The organism is Aurantimonas sp. 22II-16-19i, from assembly GCF_002088275.1.
Taxonomy (GTDB): domain Bacteria; phylum Pseudomonadota; class Alphaproteobacteria; order Rhizobiales; family Rhizobiaceae; genus Jiella.
Genome location: NZ_AQQS01000006.1, coordinates 112,690 through 127,858 on the forward strand (window position 1 = coordinate 112,690; position 15,169 = coordinate 127,858).

Sequence of the window (15,169 nt, forward strand, 5' to 3'; positions counted from 1 at the left end):
CTGGAGATCGTCATGAGTCAGATCGTCCCCGTCCGTCACTGGCGCTTCGGCCGCGCCGACCGGATCGTCTTCGAAGGCAGGGCCTTCCGCTACATCGGGAAGAAGAACCGGACGCACATCCTCCAGCGGGTCGAAGGCGACTTCATGGAGGACGACTACCTGCTCCTCTCCGACCGGCAGGTGTCGGCGGCCATCGAAACGAACCGTCTGCGCTACGACACCGACCATTTCTCCCGCCAGGTGCGCATGCTGCGCGCCCGCTTCGACACGAGCCGGATCGACGACCTCGACGCCGTCGCGCGCATGCAGCTTCTCTGGCGTTACGAGTGGGTCCGCGAGGCGCGGAATCTGATCGCCATGAATGGAAACGGCGTCCCCGAGATCGGGCGCACCGGCAGAGGGCTCGATCTTGCGGTCGCGCACCTGAGCGACCGGATGGAGAACTGGTTCGAAGAGGCCTTCCGGGACCTTATTCCCGATCTGCGGACGAAGGACTATCCCGCCGTGCCTGCGGGCTCGACGCTCTACGCGTGGATCCGCCGCTACGAGGACGCGGGCCTGCGCATCGAGGGGCTGCGCGACGCCCGCGAGCGTTGCGGCCGCGGCGGGCAACTCCACGAGGACGTCCTTGAGATCATCAGGCGGCGGGTCGAGGAATACCGTTCGGCGCTGAACCCGCGCAAGGCCGAGATCGTCCGGCGCGTGCACGACGACATTTGGCAACTCAACCGGACGACGGGCAGCCACCACGCAATGACGTCGCCGCGGATCGTCCGCGAACACATCGAGCGGCTCGACCAGTTCCTCGTCGATGCGGCGCGCCAAGGGTGCGACAAGGCGATCAACCGGCACGCAGGCGTCGGCCGCGGCGTCGTCGTGGACCGACTGCTCCAGCGTATCGAGATGGACGACTGGGAGTTCGACCTGCAGGTCCTTCTTTGCACGGCGGCGGAGTACGAGAACGCCACACCGGCGCAGCTGCGACAGATCCAGCGCGTGCGTCCCACGGCGAGCGTCGCCATCGACGCCTATTCGCGCACCATCGTCGGCTTCCATCTGTCGCCCTATCCGCCATCCAGCGCCGGCAGCATCGCGTGCCTGCGCTCCGTGATGGTCGACAAGACCCCACTCGCGGAACTGGCCGGCTGCGGGCGTCGCGACAGCCGCGACCCGGTTTGGAGAATGTTCGGCCGCCCGGAGACGATCGTCACCGACGGCGGGCCCGCCTTCGACTCGACATTCGACGACGTCGGCCGGGCCTGCGGGTCGAACCGCTCCGTTCCGGAGAAGGACCCGCGGCTGCGCGGGCGGATCGAGCGTTGGTTTGGCACGCTCCAGGACGGTCTGCTGCACAATTTCTCGGGCCGGACCTTCGCCAATTCCGTCGAGCGCGGCGACTACGATTCCGAGAGCCAGGCGAGCCTGACCTTCGAGGAACTTTACATCGCCTGCGTCCGCTACATCGTCGACGACTACCATCGCGCCCAGCATTCCGGGCTGATGGGGCGCAGTCCCGCGAACTTCTGGCAGGACGCGCTCGAGAACGACTGGAAGGGCGTCACCGCCTTCGCGACCCCAGAAGAGATGCGCTACGCCTTCACGGTGCGACATCTCCGTCGTCCGTCGACCGAGGGTATCCGGTTCCTGAACCTGCAGTACTGGTCGGAAGAGTTCGACATCATCCGGCCGGCGCTCGAGGGAGGCCCCGCCGTGTGTCGTGTCGATCCGCTCGATCTGTCCTCGATCCTTGTCGATCTGCCCGACCGGCTGCGGAAGGATCCTCGATACGAGAAGGGCCCCGGCTTCCTCGTCGTCCCCCACAAGGGTCCGTTGCCCGACTTGATCCGGAATGATCCCACGCTCGAGAACTGGGTTCAGGCCAACGCGATGCTGCGGGAGATCGTCGCCGAGGAAGCCGAGGAGGAGCGGCCGATCCGCGTGGCCGCCCGCAAGGATCTCTGGAGCACCGGACAACACGCGATGGAGCGGGCAGGGGTTCTGCGGAACCACGAACTGACCGCCGAGATGCTGAAGCGTTTCCAGGACCGGCTCGACCGCAAGCGCCGGAACGCCGCGCGAAATCCGGCCGACCGGAAGAAGACCGATGCGGCTCCTCACGGGCGCTCGGTTGCGACAGCAGATCGCGGTCCCCTTTCTTCCGGAACGCAGAAGACGGCGAAGCGGCCGAAGCCCGCCGCTCCGCGCAAGCCGGCCGGCAAGGCCGCACATCGGCAGATGTTCTCGCCCGAGGGCGGGAACGATCCCGACGACATCAAGGTGGAATGATCCATGGCACGAAGAACTTCGCATCTCGACGACATCCAGGATCAGTTCGCCGGGATCGACGTCGACGCCATCATCTCTCGCCGGCGCGGTGAGCGCCGGCGAGAGATCTCCGAGATCCTATCCCGGGTGAAGTTCTCCTACGTCGAATCGACGCGGGACGCCCGCTTCGCGGAGGCCTTCGAGGAGGCCGTCGACGAGATGCTCGTCCGCCCGGGAGAAAGTCCGGACGAGGCCGGCTACGAGGCGCCTCGCGAGGGCCGCCCGGTCTGGGCGAAGCCCGAGGGGTTCATCTTCTTCGTCACCGGCGAGAGCGGCGCCGGGAAGACCTTCATGATCCGCCGTTATCTCGAGCGCTCGGAGGTGTTCCAGCCGATCGTCCTGAAGGAGGGCACGATCGACCCTGTCGTCTCCGTCCGGGCGCCGAGCCCGTGCACACTGCAGCGGCTCGGGCTGCGGATCCTGCGCGCGATGGGCGACAACCCGAAGGTCGACCTCGCCGAGAACCGCGTCTGGGAGCGGATCACGCGGCTCGCCCGCGCCCGGCGGGTGAAGCTGATCCATATCGACGAGGCGCAGCATCTCGCCCGGACGCTGAAGAGCGTCAACGAGCAGCAGGCGGTCGCTAACGCGCTGAAGGACCTCGCCGAGCAGGACGGCTGGCCGATCAGCTTCGTCCCGTCGGGCATCCCGCTGACGAACGTCATCTCGCAGGTGGACCCGCAGATCGAGCGGCGGAGCTTCTACTTCACCATGCCGTCCCTGGACATGGAGAAGCAGGGCGACCGCCGGATCGTGGAGGTGGTGCTGGAGGCGCTCGCCCGACGCAAGGCCGGCCTCGACCTGGACGGATCACTCGGGCCCGGCTTCGTCGACCGCATCGCGCATGCCGCGAACTACCAGGTTGGCCGCTGCGCGCAGATCGTCCGGTTCGCGATCCACGCCGCGCTGAAGCGCGATCACGGCGTCCTGGCGCGGCAGGATTTCGTGGAAGCCTACCGGCAGCACTCGCAGGCCCGCGGGCTCGACCAGTTCAACGTCTTCGACGCCGAGCACTGGCAGAACCTCGAACCCGGGACCTTCATCATTCCCGAGGAAGACGACTGATGGCGAACCGAAGCGCCGGGAACCGCAGGGAGCGTCGCCTTCCTGTCTTCGGAATCCGGCCGGACCTGATGCCGCGGGAGACCGCGTCCAGCTACCTCTCCCGGCTGGCCTATCTCACCGGCAGGTCGGTGCCGGACATGAAGACAGAGGTCGGCCTCGATGTCCGCTCGATCGATCTCGGCGACGAGACCGCGATCCGACTCCTGTCCACCAAGGCCGGAATGGGCCATGGCGCTCTCGCCAGGTGGTCGCCGCGCCGGCACGCCGGCCGTATCTGGCGCCTGCACGGACAGGATCTTGGGACGGAGATGGTCGACCGGACCTTCTTCCGGTTCTGTCCCGCCTGTGTCGCCGCCGATCTGGACCGCGGCGGTCGAGCCGGCTCGTGGATGCGCGCCGAATGGACGGTGGCGCCACTGCGGACCTGCCCGGAGCACGGCCTGGTCCTCGTCGCCGCGGCGCCGGACCGGACCCCGTTCGCGCCCTACGACTACTGCCGCACGATCGCGTTCCTGGAGGAGGATGTTCCCCGTCTCGCCGACGAAGCGGTCCGGCACGCCCCGTCGGCGCTCGAGACGTATTTGCGCGATCGCCTGTTCACCGGCACGAAGGGCGCGACCTGGCCGGACGGTCTAGCGTTCCATGCCACGGCCGAACTGGCGGAGGTCTTTGGCGCCGTCGCTCTGCATGGAAAGGCGGTCCGCCTGACGCGCCTCACGTCCGGAGAGCGGATCGCGGCCGGCGCCGCCGGCCATGCCGTCCTTGCCGAAGGGCGCGCCGGGATCCGCCGCTTCCTCGAGGACCTGATCCGAGAGACGCGGACCGGCAAGGGCGTCTGGGGACCGCAACTGGCGATCGGGCGCATCAACGACTTCCTCGACGCCCGCCGTGAAGATCCCGGCTACGCGCCGGCGGTGGATTACGTCCGCGAGGTCGTCATGGACGAGGTACCGCTCGATCCGGACGACGTCGTCCTCGGCGTTCCGGTCGGCGAGCGCCGCGTCTGGAACTTGCGGTCGCTCGCCCGCGAGGTCGGCACCACCGTCCCGCTCCTACAGACGATTCTGCAGCGCAACGGCCTGATGTCGAAGAAAGCGGAGTTCCGCGCCAGCCGCTCGACGCTCGACGTCGGCAGGGTCCGTGAACTGGTCGCGCTGCTCGACGACGAGATACTCACCCTGCCGGCCGTCATGCGGCGGACCGGCCTGACGCGCCGCCACATCAATGCGGTCGTCGACGCCGGCGGCTTCGTCAGCATCACCGGCGCGGGCAAGGTCTACAACGCGCAGCACCGTTTCGGGGCCCGCAACGTCGATGAGACCATGTGCCGGCTGATGGGTGGCGAGCCGGTCGAGGCCATTCCGCCCGGCATGATGCCGCTCGGCGAGGCCAGGCACGCGGCGATCTGCACGTTTCCGGAGATCATCAGGCTCGTCCTCCAGGGCCGGCTCTCGCGCGTCGCGCGCCTCGTCGGCGTCGAAGGTCTCGACGCGGTGCTGGTTCCGAAGGACGAAGTCGCCCGGCTGACGTCGGCGCCGTCACGCGGGCTGACCCGCATCGAGGTGCAGCACCGCACACGGCTGAGCCAGAAGCCTGTCCAGAAGCTCTTCGAGCACCGCGTCTTCGATCTCGAGGTCGTCCGCAATCCGGTCAAGCGCAGCGAGCAGGTCGTCGCGACCGAGGAGAGCGTCGGGCGGTTCATGCGCGACGTCGTCGGGCTGCATCCGCTCGCGAAGCACCACGGGGTGCATTTCAGGCGGATGAAGGCGATCATGGCCGCCGCCGGCATCGAGCCGCTGCTCGACCCCGTGGAGTTCCACGCGACGTTCTACCCGCGGCAGACCGCCGAGGGACTGAACCTCGACGACGTCGACCCGAACGATGTCGTCGTGACGCGGCGGACGCGGTCGGAGTCGATCGAGCACAGCAACCAGGTGCGCAAGGCGACGGCGAGGCCGGCGGTGGAAATGCTGCGCGAGGTCGCGGCCGGGACCGAGGGCGATGACGACGAGCCGGCCGGCCGGAAGTGGACACGGCTGGGGCGGTCGCGACGTATCAAGGGCGAAATCGGGCGCAAGAGGGTGCCGTCGAGGCGATGGGTGGCGGAGCGGGCTATCTGATGTTCACCCGCCTCATGCGGTCCGCCAAACGCTATGCGCGGGAGGGAGGTCCAAGGATGATATCAACTTGTCCGCTGGTACGGGTGGAGTTGATAGTGCGGCAGAGTAGGGTGCTAGGCAGAGCGTTGTAGAAACTATTCGCCCTTGAGGCTTTGCTCTGCTTTGATGCGAGCAACTTCATCTCTGCCTCGTTGCTCCCCTATCTGCATGCCGATCCAGCTTATGAGGGGTGCAAGAATCAGAAATGCTAGAAAAGCCAAGAAGCCGTTCGTCTTGTCGTAGATCGGACCAATCGCGAAAATTGAGATGATAAACCCGTAGACAGCGCCTGATTCACGATGTTTCCGTCTGATAAACTCGCTGCCAAGGTCAGCGTTCATAGGTGCAGTCCCATTTGGTTTCCCCTTCAAGATCGAAAGTACAAACACCTTGCTCGAAAGAAGGTGAGTGATCCATGATATCTGATTCGCAAATGTCAGCCTCATGGGTGGGGAAAGCGCTTGATGGTCGCTATAGTGAATTTGGGCGGGCCGGTTTCGGCAAGTCACAGACTGGCTCACGAAGGCGCGGCTCTCGGACAGATCCATGCCGGATCAAATGCCAACAAGGCATCCGACCATTGGCACGGCTTCCTGCGGGGCCTGCTGGCCAGTGGGACGATCGACGATGCCGAGATGGAGGCGATGCGCGCCGAGGCCAAGGGGATGGCGGAGATCACCGGCTGCGAGGTCGCTGAAGACTTCGTGCGTGATGTGGATGCGGAAATTCGAGGAGGAGGGCGCGACGCCCACCGAATCGTGTCCGCCTATCTGGTGAGACCCGCCATCGATAACCCTGGAGGCGACCTGAAGCGCCGCGTCAATTAGTTCTACGGCTTCTGCACGGGGATAGCCTGTGACGGCGTCATCACGACCGAGGAGGCGATGGTTCTCGTCGACCGCATTCGTCTGGATTCTGAACTTCTCCAGGACGAGCGCGTCCGCAAGCTGAACGACGCCGCTCTCGGTGCGATTTCTTCCGGTGGGGTCGGCCAGGCAGACAGCCGATATCTCTGCGACCGCGTTGCCTGCCTCGTCGGTGACAGCTTCGTTGACATGGGTCTCGCGACCTACGGCAGCGTCGGCGCTATCGAGGGTGTCGTCCGGGATGCGCGCCGGATTGTCTTCCGTCGCAGGACCTTTGTCGTGACCGGCAAGCTCTCCCTCGGGTCGCGGACGGCCGTGGCCGAGATGATTAAGGAGCGCGGAGGTCACCTCTCGGCGGCCGTGGCGACGACCACGGACTATCTGGTCGTTGGGGTAGCGGCATCCCGTGACTGGGTACAGTCCAGCGAAGGGCGAAAGATCCAGCGAGCGCTCGAACTGCGCCGCGAAGGACGCGGTCCGGAGATCCTGCAAGAGGTCGTCCTTCGGAAGGCAATGGAATTCGGCACCCTGCTGGTCGATGCCTAACGAGGTGGCGAGACACTCCGCCGGCCGAGAATTCAGATCTTTGGTGTCCGAATTCGCATCTTCAGGTGACCGGCGGGTTTAGTGTCATAATGGGACGATCGCCGGCCGCTCCGGAATCCCTCGCTCACAGGATGTCCGGGAAATGGCGTGCCAAAACGGGACTGAAGGCCAGTTCGCGGCTTCGGTGATCTCGACAACCGGCCCAGCCGCTCGGCATCATTCGACCGGCTGCGGCGGGTGCCTCACGGTCGATCGGCAGGCTTACATCCCCTTGCGGTTTTCGGTCTCGTGCCGCACATTCCGGGGGACGGACCGGTCACTTTCTGAGGTGAGGCGACGACGATGGCATCGAGCCCTCTCGAGGCACTGAACGCCAACAAGCCGGCCCTGCTTCACGTCCTTGCCGCATACGGCGTTACCAATCCGCGCGTGTTCGGTTCCGTCTCTCGCGGTGACTTCGACAGTCGAAGCGACATCGACCTTCTCGTCAGCAAGACCCGGCCCATGAGCTACGCCACCATCGCTCGTCTTCGGCGCGATGTCCGGGATGCCGTGGGCTGGCCGGTCGACCTGGTGTTCGAAACGGCATTGAAGCCGGGGCTTCGTGAGATGATCCAGAGCGAACTTCAGCCGCTCGTATGAGGCGCGAGCAGGCAAGGCTGCAAAGTGCCATTCACGAGGCGCTCTTCTGGGGCAGACGGGCGCTCCGCCATCTCGGCGACGCCACGCCCTTGGCGTTTTCCGAGGACGAGAAGACGGTCGACGCCGTCACGCGCTGCGTCGAAGTCGTGGGTGAGGCGGCGGTGCGAGCGATTGCGGCACAGCCTGACATCGTGAAGAGCAATGCAGAGCTTTTCCTGCGCGAGGCTCGCGATGCCCGCAACGCGGCCATCCACGAATACGAGAAGATCGAAGCCGACAACATGTTCGTGACGATTGAGGAGGTGATCAGGCCGCTGGTTACCGGCTGCGAGGCTTTCCTCGGGGCGCGCGCCGGGGAGGCGGAGACGCCGGATGATCCGGATGGCCAGCCTTGAGCCGCCATGGACCATGGCGATCGCACCTACGCCATCCACTGGCGTTCGATGGAACGACGGAAACCCCCTCCGCCTCAGGCCACGGCTCGTTCCGGCGCCAGGAACGCCCGGAGGCCGTTATCGAGGGACTGCCGGTCGAACGGCTTGTAGAGATAGCCCTCGACGCCCGCCCGCTTCAGCCGCGTCATGAGCCCGAGATTGGCCTCGACGATCATCGCGACGATGTGCATCGAACCACCGGCCCGCTCGCGCAGGCGCTTGATCTCGTCGACGACGGTCTTGTCCTGTGCGCTCGCCGCGACGATCAGGAGGTCCGGCGCGCCGTGGCTTTCGATCCAGTCGAACGCCTCGGCCGGCTTCTCCAGCGTATCGACGTCGAGCCCGTCGCGGCTGAGGAGCCGGAAGGCGATCTTCCGGATGACCGGGGCGGCGTCGATGATCAGGCAGGTCTTCAAGGCTTCATCCTCCGACGCGGGGTGTCCCGATGCAAAACAGGCGAGAGGCGGCGCTGCAGCGGCCGGCAGAGCCGTGCGGGCGTCGTTCGACGCCGCGGCGATGCGATCGCGCTTGCGCGCTGCCGGCAGCACGCCGCAAGGCACGTTCTCCGCGCCGCTCTCACGTGACGCCACGGTAACGTGACGGCTTTGCCAGAGCGTTCAGGAAGATGGCTAACGTCGAGTAAATTGCAGCGCGGCCGTCTGAAACGCGCTGGTTGCGAGCGATGACCCGCCCCGCGGACGCGCTCCATCGGTCCGTGAGGCGCGCCCGTCGCCAACAGTGCTTGGCGCAGATCAGGCGGCGGCTTCGGCCGGTTTGGGGGCGAGCCGGAACACCACCTGCTCGTCGGTCTTCTCATAGGTGACGGCGAGGCCCGATTCCTCGGCGAGGAAGAGCGTGTAGTAGGGCTGGATCGCCTGGGCATCCAGGGCTTCCTCGCCGTTCACCCCGTCGAGCATCTGGACGAGCCGCTGCTGCAGGCGGATGCGCTGGCCGGTGGCGCTGATCGTCGCGCCGAAGGGCTCGATGCTGTCGATCATCACCTTGACCTCGCCGCCCCGGCTGATCGAGGCGCTCGCCATGACGACGAGATTGAGGACGATCTTGGCGCAGTTCTTCGGCACGTAGCCGGGCTCGCCCTCCCAGACGAGGTTCGGCTTCTCGTGCGCCATGTAGCCGGTCGCCACCGTCCTGGCGTCGTTGAGGTCGATCGTCGCGGTCTGCGACCCGGCGGCGCCGAAGGCGATGCGGGCAAACTGCAGCTTGGCGACGGCCGCCTTCAGGGACGAGCGCACCAGCTCCATGGATTCCTTGTCGCCGGGCATGTCGTCGAGGAGCTCGAGCCCGCTCTGGATGCCGAAGACCGGAGAGATGATGTCGTGGCACAGGCGGCTCGACAGAAGCGCCGCAAGATCCGCCGCGGAAATGGAGGGCAGGCTGGTCATGGGCACACCTTGGCTCGGGTCAGCTCGTTTCGAAGGGCGAATCATCGCCGGTTTTCTCGTCGGACCATGATTCCGTGGCGCCGGGAGGTCAACCGAGGCCGAGGCCGGCGACAGGCCCGTGGCGGCGCCCGATGCCCTCCCGCAAGCACCGGTCCGACCACCGCGAAGCCGGCGGGAACGGGAAAGTTCGGGTTCTTCGCAATGCATTAGGCATTCGGAAACCACGATCGGATCAAATTGCGCGGGAATGGGACGACCCCGTCCCTCCTGGGGCCGACATGGCCTCTTACGCGAAAGGAATGGATCATGCGCTCGATCATCGGGACGTTCCGCACTCTTCTCGCCGCCGCTTGCCTCAGCCTTGCGGCGATCGGCATCCTCGCCAGCCCCGCCGCCGCCCAGGCCGTCGGGCGCAACGGCTACACCATGGACGAGGTGATCAATACCGGCCAGCAGTTCTTCGGCTCGACGTCGGGCGGGCTCGCCCAGCTCGTCGAGCGGGCCTTCCAGAGCTACGGCCTGCCGAACGGCTACATCCTCGGCCAGGAAGCCTCCGGCGCCTTCTTCGGCGGCCTGCGCTTCGGCGAGGGCACGCTGTTCACCAAGAATGCCGGGCAGCGCAAGATCTTCTGGCAGGGCCCCTCGCTCGGCTTCGACGTCGGCGGCGACGGTGCCCGCACCATGATGCTGGTCTACAACCTGCCCTCGGTCGATTCCGTCTTCGGCCGCTTCGGCGGCATCTCGGGCAGCGCCTATCTCGTCGGCGGCGTCGGCATGACGGTGCTGGCGCGCGACAACGTCCTGCTCGTCCCGGTGAAGACCGGCGTCGGCGCCCGGCTCGGCCTCAATCTCGGCTATCTGAAGCTGACGCCGATGCCGACCTGGAACCCCTTCTGATCCCGGCATCCGATCCCGGCAACGCCGCGCCCCTCGCGCGGGCGGCGGCGGCCCGAATTCGTCCACCCGGCGCCGGAACCGCAAGCGCGGCCCGGCGCTTGTGCATTGGCCAGGTCCGGCGGAACCCGTCCGCCGGCAGGGGGCGAGGCCGCGATGTGCTCCGTGACCAATTCACCATAGGGCGTTGCTTTTATGTCCCTTCGCGCCGCCGAGTCGCGCATCGGACGCGCAAATGTTCTATATGTCCTCGCGAAGGACGTGAATTTCCGGAACTTCGATGATCGCCACCGCCCTCACATTCGTGTCCGGCTTCCTGACTGCGACGCTGATCGCGCTCGTGATCGCGCCGCTGTTCTGGTCGAGGTCCCGGCGTCTCGCTCTCAGGGAGTATCGGGCCGCCATTCCTGCCTCGGCGCGGGAGATCCGTGCCAGCCTCGATCACGTCAGGGCCGAGGCGGCCCAGTCTGCCCGGCGCCGCGAGATGAAGGCGGAGGCGGAGACCCGGAAGGCTGCCCTGGCGCGGGCCGAGGCCGGCCGCGTCGCCGGCGAGAATGCCGAGCTGCGCGCCCGCAACACCGTCCTCGTCGAGAGCCTCGCCCATACGACGGCGGAGCTCGAGGAGGCGAGCGAGCAGATGGCGATCCGTGACGCCGAGATCGAGGAACTCGACGCCGAGCTGCGCGCCGTCCGCCACGATCTCGACATCCGCTCCGACGAACTCGAGGCGCTGGCCGCCCGGTTCACCGATCTCGGCGCCATCGCCGACGAGCGCAAGACGATGATCGTCGATCTCGAGGCGCGGCTGGAGGATCTCTCCGATGCGCTGCGCGAGGCCGAGCGCAACCGCCGCGAGGCGAGCCACGCGGTCGAGCGGCTGCGCGGCGAAGTCACGTCCCTCGAGTCCCATCTCGCCAGGGAGAAGAATGCCGTCAAGCGGCTCGACGACAAGGCGGCGCGGCTGGCGGCGCAGCTGTCGGAGCGCGACGAGCAGGTCGCCCGGCTGCTCGGCGAAACGGCGAGCGCCGCGGCCCTCGGTGCCTCCCATCACCCCGGCCCGGCCCGCGACGCTGTTCCCGATGCCGCACCGGAGGACGATCTTTCGGCCGAGCGACGGCTGCGGCTGCGCCCGGCCGTGCGGCCCGCCTTCGGCCGGCGCAGCGAGGAGGCGGAGGCGGCGGAGCTCGCCGCCAAGGCTGCCGCCACGTCTGCCACCACGTCCGCAGCCAGGATTGCCGCCGCACAGCCGGCGCCGAAGCAGGCCGTCGCCGCGGTTCCGCCCGGGCCGGCGGCCGCCGTCGGTGAAACGTCACCGGCGCCGCAGGTCCCCGCCGCGCCGGCAGGCATGCCCGGCGCGGCCGCCGGAACCCAGGCCGCGCCGCTTTCCGGCGAGGGCGCTGCGCCAGAGCCGACGGCCTCGCTCGCCGAGAGCCTCGGCCTTGCCGCGCGGCCCGACTTTCCCGACGATCTCGACGACGAAGGCCTGCGGCAGAAGGTCGGCGAACTCGCCGCCCGCGTCATCGCGCTCACCGCCGAGAAGGAGGGGCCGCGCTCGCCCCTCGATACCATCCTCGCGGCCGAGAGCCCGGTTGCCCTGGCCGGAGCGCAGGACGGCTCGCAGCCCTCGCTCGCCGACCGGGTCCGCAGAATCCGCGAAGAGGCGCGCGATCACGCCGCCGAATAGAGCCGCGACAGCACGATCGCCGCGCTGGTCGCGACGTTGAGGCTGTCGATCCCCGGCGCCATCGCGATCCGCACCGTCTCGCAGCGTTCCAGCAGCGCCTCCGGCAGGCCGCGGCCCTCGCTGCCGAGGAGAAGGGCGATGCCCGGCCGCGGCGCGAACTGCGCAAGATCGATCCTGCCGCGCGGCGACAGGGCGACCTTGTGGTGGCCGGAGACCTCCAGCGCCGCGACGATCGCCTCGCTCGCCGACCCGTGATGCCAGGGCAGCGTCAGGGCGGTTCCGACCGACACGCGAATCGCCTTGCGGTAGAGTGGGTGGCAGGAGGTGGCGTCGAGCACGACGCCGGAGGCGCCGAAGGCAGCGGCGTTGCGGAAGATCGCGCCGACATTGTCGTGATTGGCGAGACCGACGGCGACCACCAGCGGGCCGCCATGCCGGTGGGCCGCGTGGAGGAGGTCGGCGAGCCCGCCGGTCTCGTCCCGCTCGGCCTCTTCGCCCGAAGCCTCGCGTTCGACGCCATGGGCGAGGACGCCGCGATGGATGGCGAAACCCGCAACCTCGTCCATCACCGCGCGGTCGGTGACATAGACCGGGACGTCGCCGGGGACGCGGGCGAGCCGCTCTGCGATCCCTTCCACACGGCTCTTCAGGACGAACAGGCTGGTCGGCCGGAAGCGGGCGGATTTCATGAGGTGGTCGAGAACGACGGTGCCCTCGGCGATGAAGCCGCCGCCGCCGATGCGGTCGCGCTCGCGGATGTCGCCATAGTCGGCGACGCGCGGATCGTCGGCATCGGTGATCTGGATGAGCCGGGCGGCGATGTCGGGTGTCAGGGCCATGCCTGTCGATACAGGAACAGCGATGCGGATTGAAGGCCTTCGGGCGCCGGCACGCGCGTTCCGCCCGCTCGCGCCGGCATCTTCCCCTTGCAGGGATCCGGCCGGCAGGGCAGAGGGGGCTATCCTTGCGGGGCGCCGCGGCCCGGTTGCCGGAGTTTTCTCACCGGGCGGGCGCTTCCGCTCCGCGTCGCGGTGCCGGAGCGGTGCCTGACGCGTCATCGAACAGCGAGACCCAAGCCATGATCCTGTTTCCCGCGATCGACCTGAAGGATGGCGCCTGCGTGCGCCTGAAGCTCGGCCTGATGGAGGAGGCGACGGTCTACAACGCCGACCCGGCGGGCCAGGCCAAGGCCTTCCAGGACGTCGGCTTCAGCCATCTCCACGTCGTCGACCTCAACGGCGCCTTCGCCGGCCGGGCGGTCAACGACGATGCGGTCGACGCCATCCTCGGCGCCGTCGGCAAGGAGATGAAGGTGCAGCTCGGCGGCGGCATCCGCACGATGGACGACATCGAACGCTGGCTCGCCAAGGGCCTGTCGCGGGTGATCCTCGGCACCGTGGCGGTGCGCGATCCCGATCTCGTGAAGGCGGCGGCCGGGCGGTTCCCCGGGCAGATCGCCGTCGGCATCGATGCCAAAGGCGGAAAGGTCGCCGTCGAGGGCTGGGCCGAGACCTCCGAACTGACCGCCGTCGATCTGGCCAGGCGCTTCGAGGACGCCGGCGTCGCGGCGATCATCTACACCGACATCGACCGGGACGGGGTGCTGGCCGGCATCAACTGGGAGGCGACCATCGACCTCGCCGAGGCGGTCTCGATCCCGGTGATCGCCTCCGGCGGCCTCGCCTCGATCGCCGACGTCGTGCGCATGACCATGCCGGACGCGGCGAAGCTCGAGGGCGCGATCTCGGGGCGGGCGCTCTATGACGGCCGGCTGGATGCGGCCGAGGCGCTGAAGGTGCTCTCGGGGGTGGCTTGAGCCCCGGCGGGCCGGTGCGGCCGGCTTCTTTCAGACCATGATCCGGCGCAGTGGGGCGCCGACATCGCGGCCCGCGACCCTCTGGCATGGGCAGCTGGGAATCTATAGATTGGAATTATTCTAAATAATCTCTGCGCGATGATCCTGTCGACGCACCAGCCATGCGAGGTCGCCATGTTCTCCTTCGCCCCCGGACGCCGCCGCTTCTCCGACCTGTCCGAACGCGAGATCCTGGCGCTGGCGATCTCCGCGGAGGAGGACGACGGGCGGATCTATGCCGGCTATGCCGAGCGGCTGGAGGCGGATTATCCCGCGAGCGCCAGCATCTTCCGCGAGATGGCGAAGGAAGAGGACGGCCATCGCCGGGCGCTGATCGCCGAGCACGAACGGCGCTTCGGTCCGACCATCCCGCTGATCCGGCGCGAGCATGTCTCGGACTACGTCTCCCGCCAGCCGGTCTGGCTGGTCGAAAATCTCGGGCTGGAGCGCATCCGTTCCGAGGCCGAGCGGATGGAGAAGGACGCCGCGCGCTTCTACGAGGTCGCCGCTCAGCGCAGCACCGATGCCGGCACGCGCCGCCTGCTCGGCGATCTCGCGGCCGCCGAGCGGGACCACGAGCACAGGGCCGAGGAACTGGCCGAGCAGAACCTCGGCGGCGAGAGCCGGGAGACGGAGGACAAGACCGCCCGGCGCCAGATGATTCTGACCCTCGTCCAGCCGGGGCTCGCCGGGCTGATGGACGGCTCGGTCTCGACGCTGGCGCCGATCTTCGCCACCGCCTTCGCGACGCGCGACCCGCATACGACGCTGCTGGTCGGTCTCGCCGCCGCCGTCGGCGCCGGCATCTCGATGGGCTTCACCGAGGCGGCCCATGACGACGGCAAGCTGTCTGGCCGCGGTTCGCCGATCAAGCGGGGCCTCGCCTCCGGCATCATGACGACCGTCGGCGGCCTCGGCCATGCGCTGCCCTACCTCATTCCGGACTTCTGGACGGCGACGATCCTCGCCTTCGCCATCGTCTTCCTGGAGCTCTGGGCGATCGTCTGGATCCAGCACCGCTTCATGGAGACGCCGGTCTGGCGCGCGGCGGTGCAGGTGGTCGTCGGCGGGGCGCTGGTGCTCGCCGCCGGGGCGGCGATCGGGGCGGGGTGACGAGACGGACGGGCGGCCTCCCAAGAGCGGTCCTCAACGCGTCTGTGCCTCGGTGAGGGGCCGGGGGGCGAGAGTCACCGGGTCGTCGCCCTGCTACCGCCAGTGAATATGCGCTTGAGAGCATGTTTCTCTGGCGCTAAGATGGATCATGGCGTGGATCCGTTCTCTTTCATCCGGAATTCG

15 protein-coding genes are annotated in these 15,169 nt (G+C 67.8%); 11 read left to right on the forward strand and 4 right to left on the reverse strand.

Going from position 1 to position 15,169, the window contains the following annotated elements:
• Nucleotides 1–12: 12 nt before the first annotated feature.
• From ATO4_RS07500 to ATO4_RS07510, 3 genes are read left to right on the forward strand one after another with little or no spacing between them, the layout of a single operon-like run.
• On the forward strand, nt 13–2,286 hold the full coding sequence (locus ATO4_RS07500; RefSeq protein WP_083590814.1) for a hypothetical protein: 2,274 nt from the start codon (nt 13–15) through the stop codon (nt 2,284–2,286).
• A 3-nt stretch (nt 2,287–2,289) separates the two neighbouring features.
• Complete coding sequence (locus ATO4_RS07505) at nt 2,290–3,390, forward strand: ATP-binding protein (RefSeq protein WP_083590815.1); 1,101 nt, start codon at nt 2,290–2,292, stop codon at nt 3,388–3,390.
• Nucleotides 3,390–5,510, forward strand: a complete 2,121-nt coding sequence (locus ATO4_RS07510; RefSeq protein WP_083590816.1) for a TniQ family protein — start codon at nt 3,390–3,392, stop codon at nt 5,508–5,510. The genes ATO4_RS07505 and ATO4_RS07510 overlap by 1 nt, the downstream gene beginning before the upstream one ends.
• A gap of 134 nt (nt 5,511–5,644) precedes the next feature.
• Here the strand turns inward: ATO4_RS07510 and ATO4_RS07515 are convergent, their stop codons facing one another.
• Entirely contained in the window at nt 5,645–5,890 is a 246-nt protein-coding gene (locus tag ATO4_RS07515; protein WP_083590817.1) for a hypothetical protein, read from the reverse strand.
• A 123-nt stretch (nt 5,891–6,013) separates the two neighbouring features.
• On the opposite strand from ATO4_RS07515, the gene ATO4_RS07520 reads away from it, so the two are divergent.
• The 4 genes from ATO4_RS07520 to ATO4_RS07535 all read left to right on the forward strand — a co-directional run bounded on the left by ATO4_RS07520 (nt 6,014) and on the right by ATO4_RS07535 (nt 7,998).
• Nucleotides 6,014–6,376 (forward strand): hypothetical protein, encoded by a 363-nt coding sequence (locus tag ATO4_RS07520; RefSeq protein WP_083590818.1) that lies wholly within the window; start codon nt 6,014–6,016, stop codon nt 6,374–6,376.
• 57 nt (nt 6,377–6,433) lie between these two features.
• The gene (locus tag ATO4_RS07525; RefSeq protein WP_083590819.1) at nt 6,434–6,961 is read left to right on the forward strand and encodes a BRCT domain-containing protein; all 528 of its coding nucleotides are present in this window, start codon (nt 6,434–6,436) and stop codon (nt 6,959–6,961) included.
• 342 nt (nt 6,962–7,303) lie between these two features.
• Nucleotides 7,304–7,603, forward strand: a complete 300-nt coding sequence (locus ATO4_RS07530) for a nucleotidyltransferase domain-containing protein (protein ID WP_083590820.1) — start codon at nt 7,304–7,306, stop codon at nt 7,601–7,603.
• Complete coding sequence (locus ATO4_RS07535) at nt 7,600–7,998, forward strand: HepT-like ribonuclease domain-containing protein (protein ID WP_083590821.1); 399 nt, start codon at nt 7,600–7,602, stop codon at nt 7,996–7,998. The genes ATO4_RS07530 and ATO4_RS07535 overlap by 4 nt, the downstream gene beginning before the upstream one ends.
• A gap of 74 nt (nt 7,999–8,072) precedes the next feature.
• On the opposite strand, the gene ATO4_RS07540 is transcribed toward ATO4_RS07535, so the two are convergent.
• Nucleotides 8,073–8,453, reverse strand: a complete 381-nt coding sequence (locus ATO4_RS07540) for a response regulator (RefSeq protein ID WP_176222894.1) — start codon at nt 8,451–8,453, stop codon at nt 8,073–8,075.
• 336 nt (nt 8,454–8,789) lie between these two features.
• A complete protein-coding gene (locus tag ATO4_RS07545; RefSeq protein WP_083590823.1) occupies nt 8,790–9,440 on the reverse strand; it encodes a histidine phosphotransferase family protein in 651 nt (216 codons plus the stop codon).
• Nucleotides 9,441–9,746: 306 nt separating this feature from the next.
• Between ATO4_RS07545 and ATO4_RS07550 the strand changes: the two genes are divergently transcribed.
• Complete coding sequence (locus ATO4_RS07550; protein WP_083590824.1) at nt 9,747–10,337, forward strand: DUF1134 domain-containing protein; 591 nt, start codon at nt 9,747–9,749, stop codon at nt 10,335–10,337.
• A 277-nt stretch (nt 10,338–10,614) separates the two neighbouring features.
• Nucleotides 10,615–12,018, forward strand: coding sequence for a hypothetical protein (locus ATO4_RS07555; protein ID WP_083590825.1), 1,404 nt, complete (start codon nt 10,615–10,617; stop codon nt 12,016–12,018).
• Here the strand turns inward: ATO4_RS07555 and ATO4_RS07560 are convergent.
• A complete protein-coding gene (locus tag ATO4_RS07560) occupies nt 12,003–12,857 on the reverse strand; it encodes an RNA methyltransferase (RefSeq protein ID WP_083590826.1) in 855 nt (284 codons plus the stop codon). The genes ATO4_RS07555 and ATO4_RS07560 overlap by 16 nt on opposite strands.
• A gap of 239 nt (nt 12,858–13,096) precedes the next feature.
• Here ATO4_RS07560 and hisA point away from each other — a divergent pair, with 239 nt between their 5' ends.
• Entirely contained in the window at nt 13,097–13,834 is a 738-nt protein-coding gene (hisA, locus tag ATO4_RS07565; protein ID WP_083590827.1) for a 1-(5-phosphoribosyl)-5-[(5-phosphoribosylamino)methylideneamino]imidazole-4-carboxamide isomerase, read from the forward strand.
• Between the two features lie 174 nt (nt 13,835–14,008).
• Entirely contained in the window at nt 14,009–14,986 is a 978-nt protein-coding gene (gene mbfA, locus ATO4_RS07570; RefSeq protein ID WP_083590870.1) for an iron exporter MbfA, read from the forward strand.
• Nucleotides 14,987–15,169 lie beyond the last annotated feature (183 nt).

What these genes read in the sequence shown, in the direction of transcription:
- ATO4_RS07500 (WP_083590814.1), top strand. Translation starts at nt 13, where the DNA reads ATGAGTCAGATCGTCCCCGTCCGTCACTGGCGCTTCGGCCGCGCCGAC.
- ATO4_RS07505 (WP_083590815.1), top strand. Translation starts at nt 2,290, where the DNA reads ATGGCACGAAGAACTTCGCATCTCGACGACATCCAGGATCAGTTCGCC.
- ATO4_RS07510 (WP_083590816.1), top strand. Translation starts at nt 3,390, where the DNA reads ATGGCGAACCGAAGCGCCGGGAACCGCAGGGAGCGTCGCCTTCCTGTC.
- ATO4_RS07515 (WP_083590817.1), bottom strand. Translation starts at nt 5,890, where the DNA reads ATGAACGCTGACCTTGGCAGCGAGTTTATCAGACGGAAACATCGTGAA.
- ATO4_RS07520 (WP_083590818.1), top strand. Translation starts at nt 6,014, where the DNA reads ATGGTCGCTATAGTGAATTTGGGCGGGCCGGTTTCGGCAAGTCACAGA.
- ATO4_RS07525 (WP_083590819.1), top strand. Translation starts at nt 6,434, where the DNA reads ATGGTTCTCGTCGACCGCATTCGTCTGGATTCTGAACTTCTCCAGGAC.
- ATO4_RS07530 (WP_083590820.1), top strand. Translation starts at nt 7,304, where the DNA reads ATGGCATCGAGCCCTCTCGAGGCACTGAACGCCAACAAGCCGGCCCTG.
- ATO4_RS07535 (WP_083590821.1), top strand. Translation starts at nt 7,600, where the DNA reads ATGAGGCGCGAGCAGGCAAGGCTGCAAAGTGCCATTCACGAGGCGCTC.
- ATO4_RS07545 (WP_083590823.1), bottom strand. Translation starts at nt 9,440, where the DNA reads ATGACCAGCCTGCCCTCCATTTCCGCGGCGGATCTTGCGGCGCTTCTG.
- ATO4_RS07550 (WP_083590824.1), top strand. Translation starts at nt 9,747, where the DNA reads ATGCGCTCGATCATCGGGACGTTCCGCACTCTTCTCGCCGCCGCTTGC.
- ATO4_RS07555 (WP_083590825.1), top strand. Translation starts at nt 10,615, where the DNA reads ATGATCGCCACCGCCCTCACATTCGTGTCCGGCTTCCTGACTGCGACG.
- ATO4_RS07560 (WP_083590826.1), bottom strand. Translation starts at nt 12,857, where the DNA reads ATGGCCCTGACACCCGACATCGCCGCCCGGCTCATCCAGATCACCGAT.
- hisA (WP_083590827.1), top strand. Translation starts at nt 13,097, where the DNA reads ATGATCCTGTTTCCCGCGATCGACCTGAAGGATGGCGCCTGCGTGCGC.
- mbfA (WP_083590870.1), top strand. Translation starts at nt 14,009, where the DNA reads ATGTTCTCCTTCGCCCCCGGACGCCGCCGCTTCTCCGACCTGTCCGAA.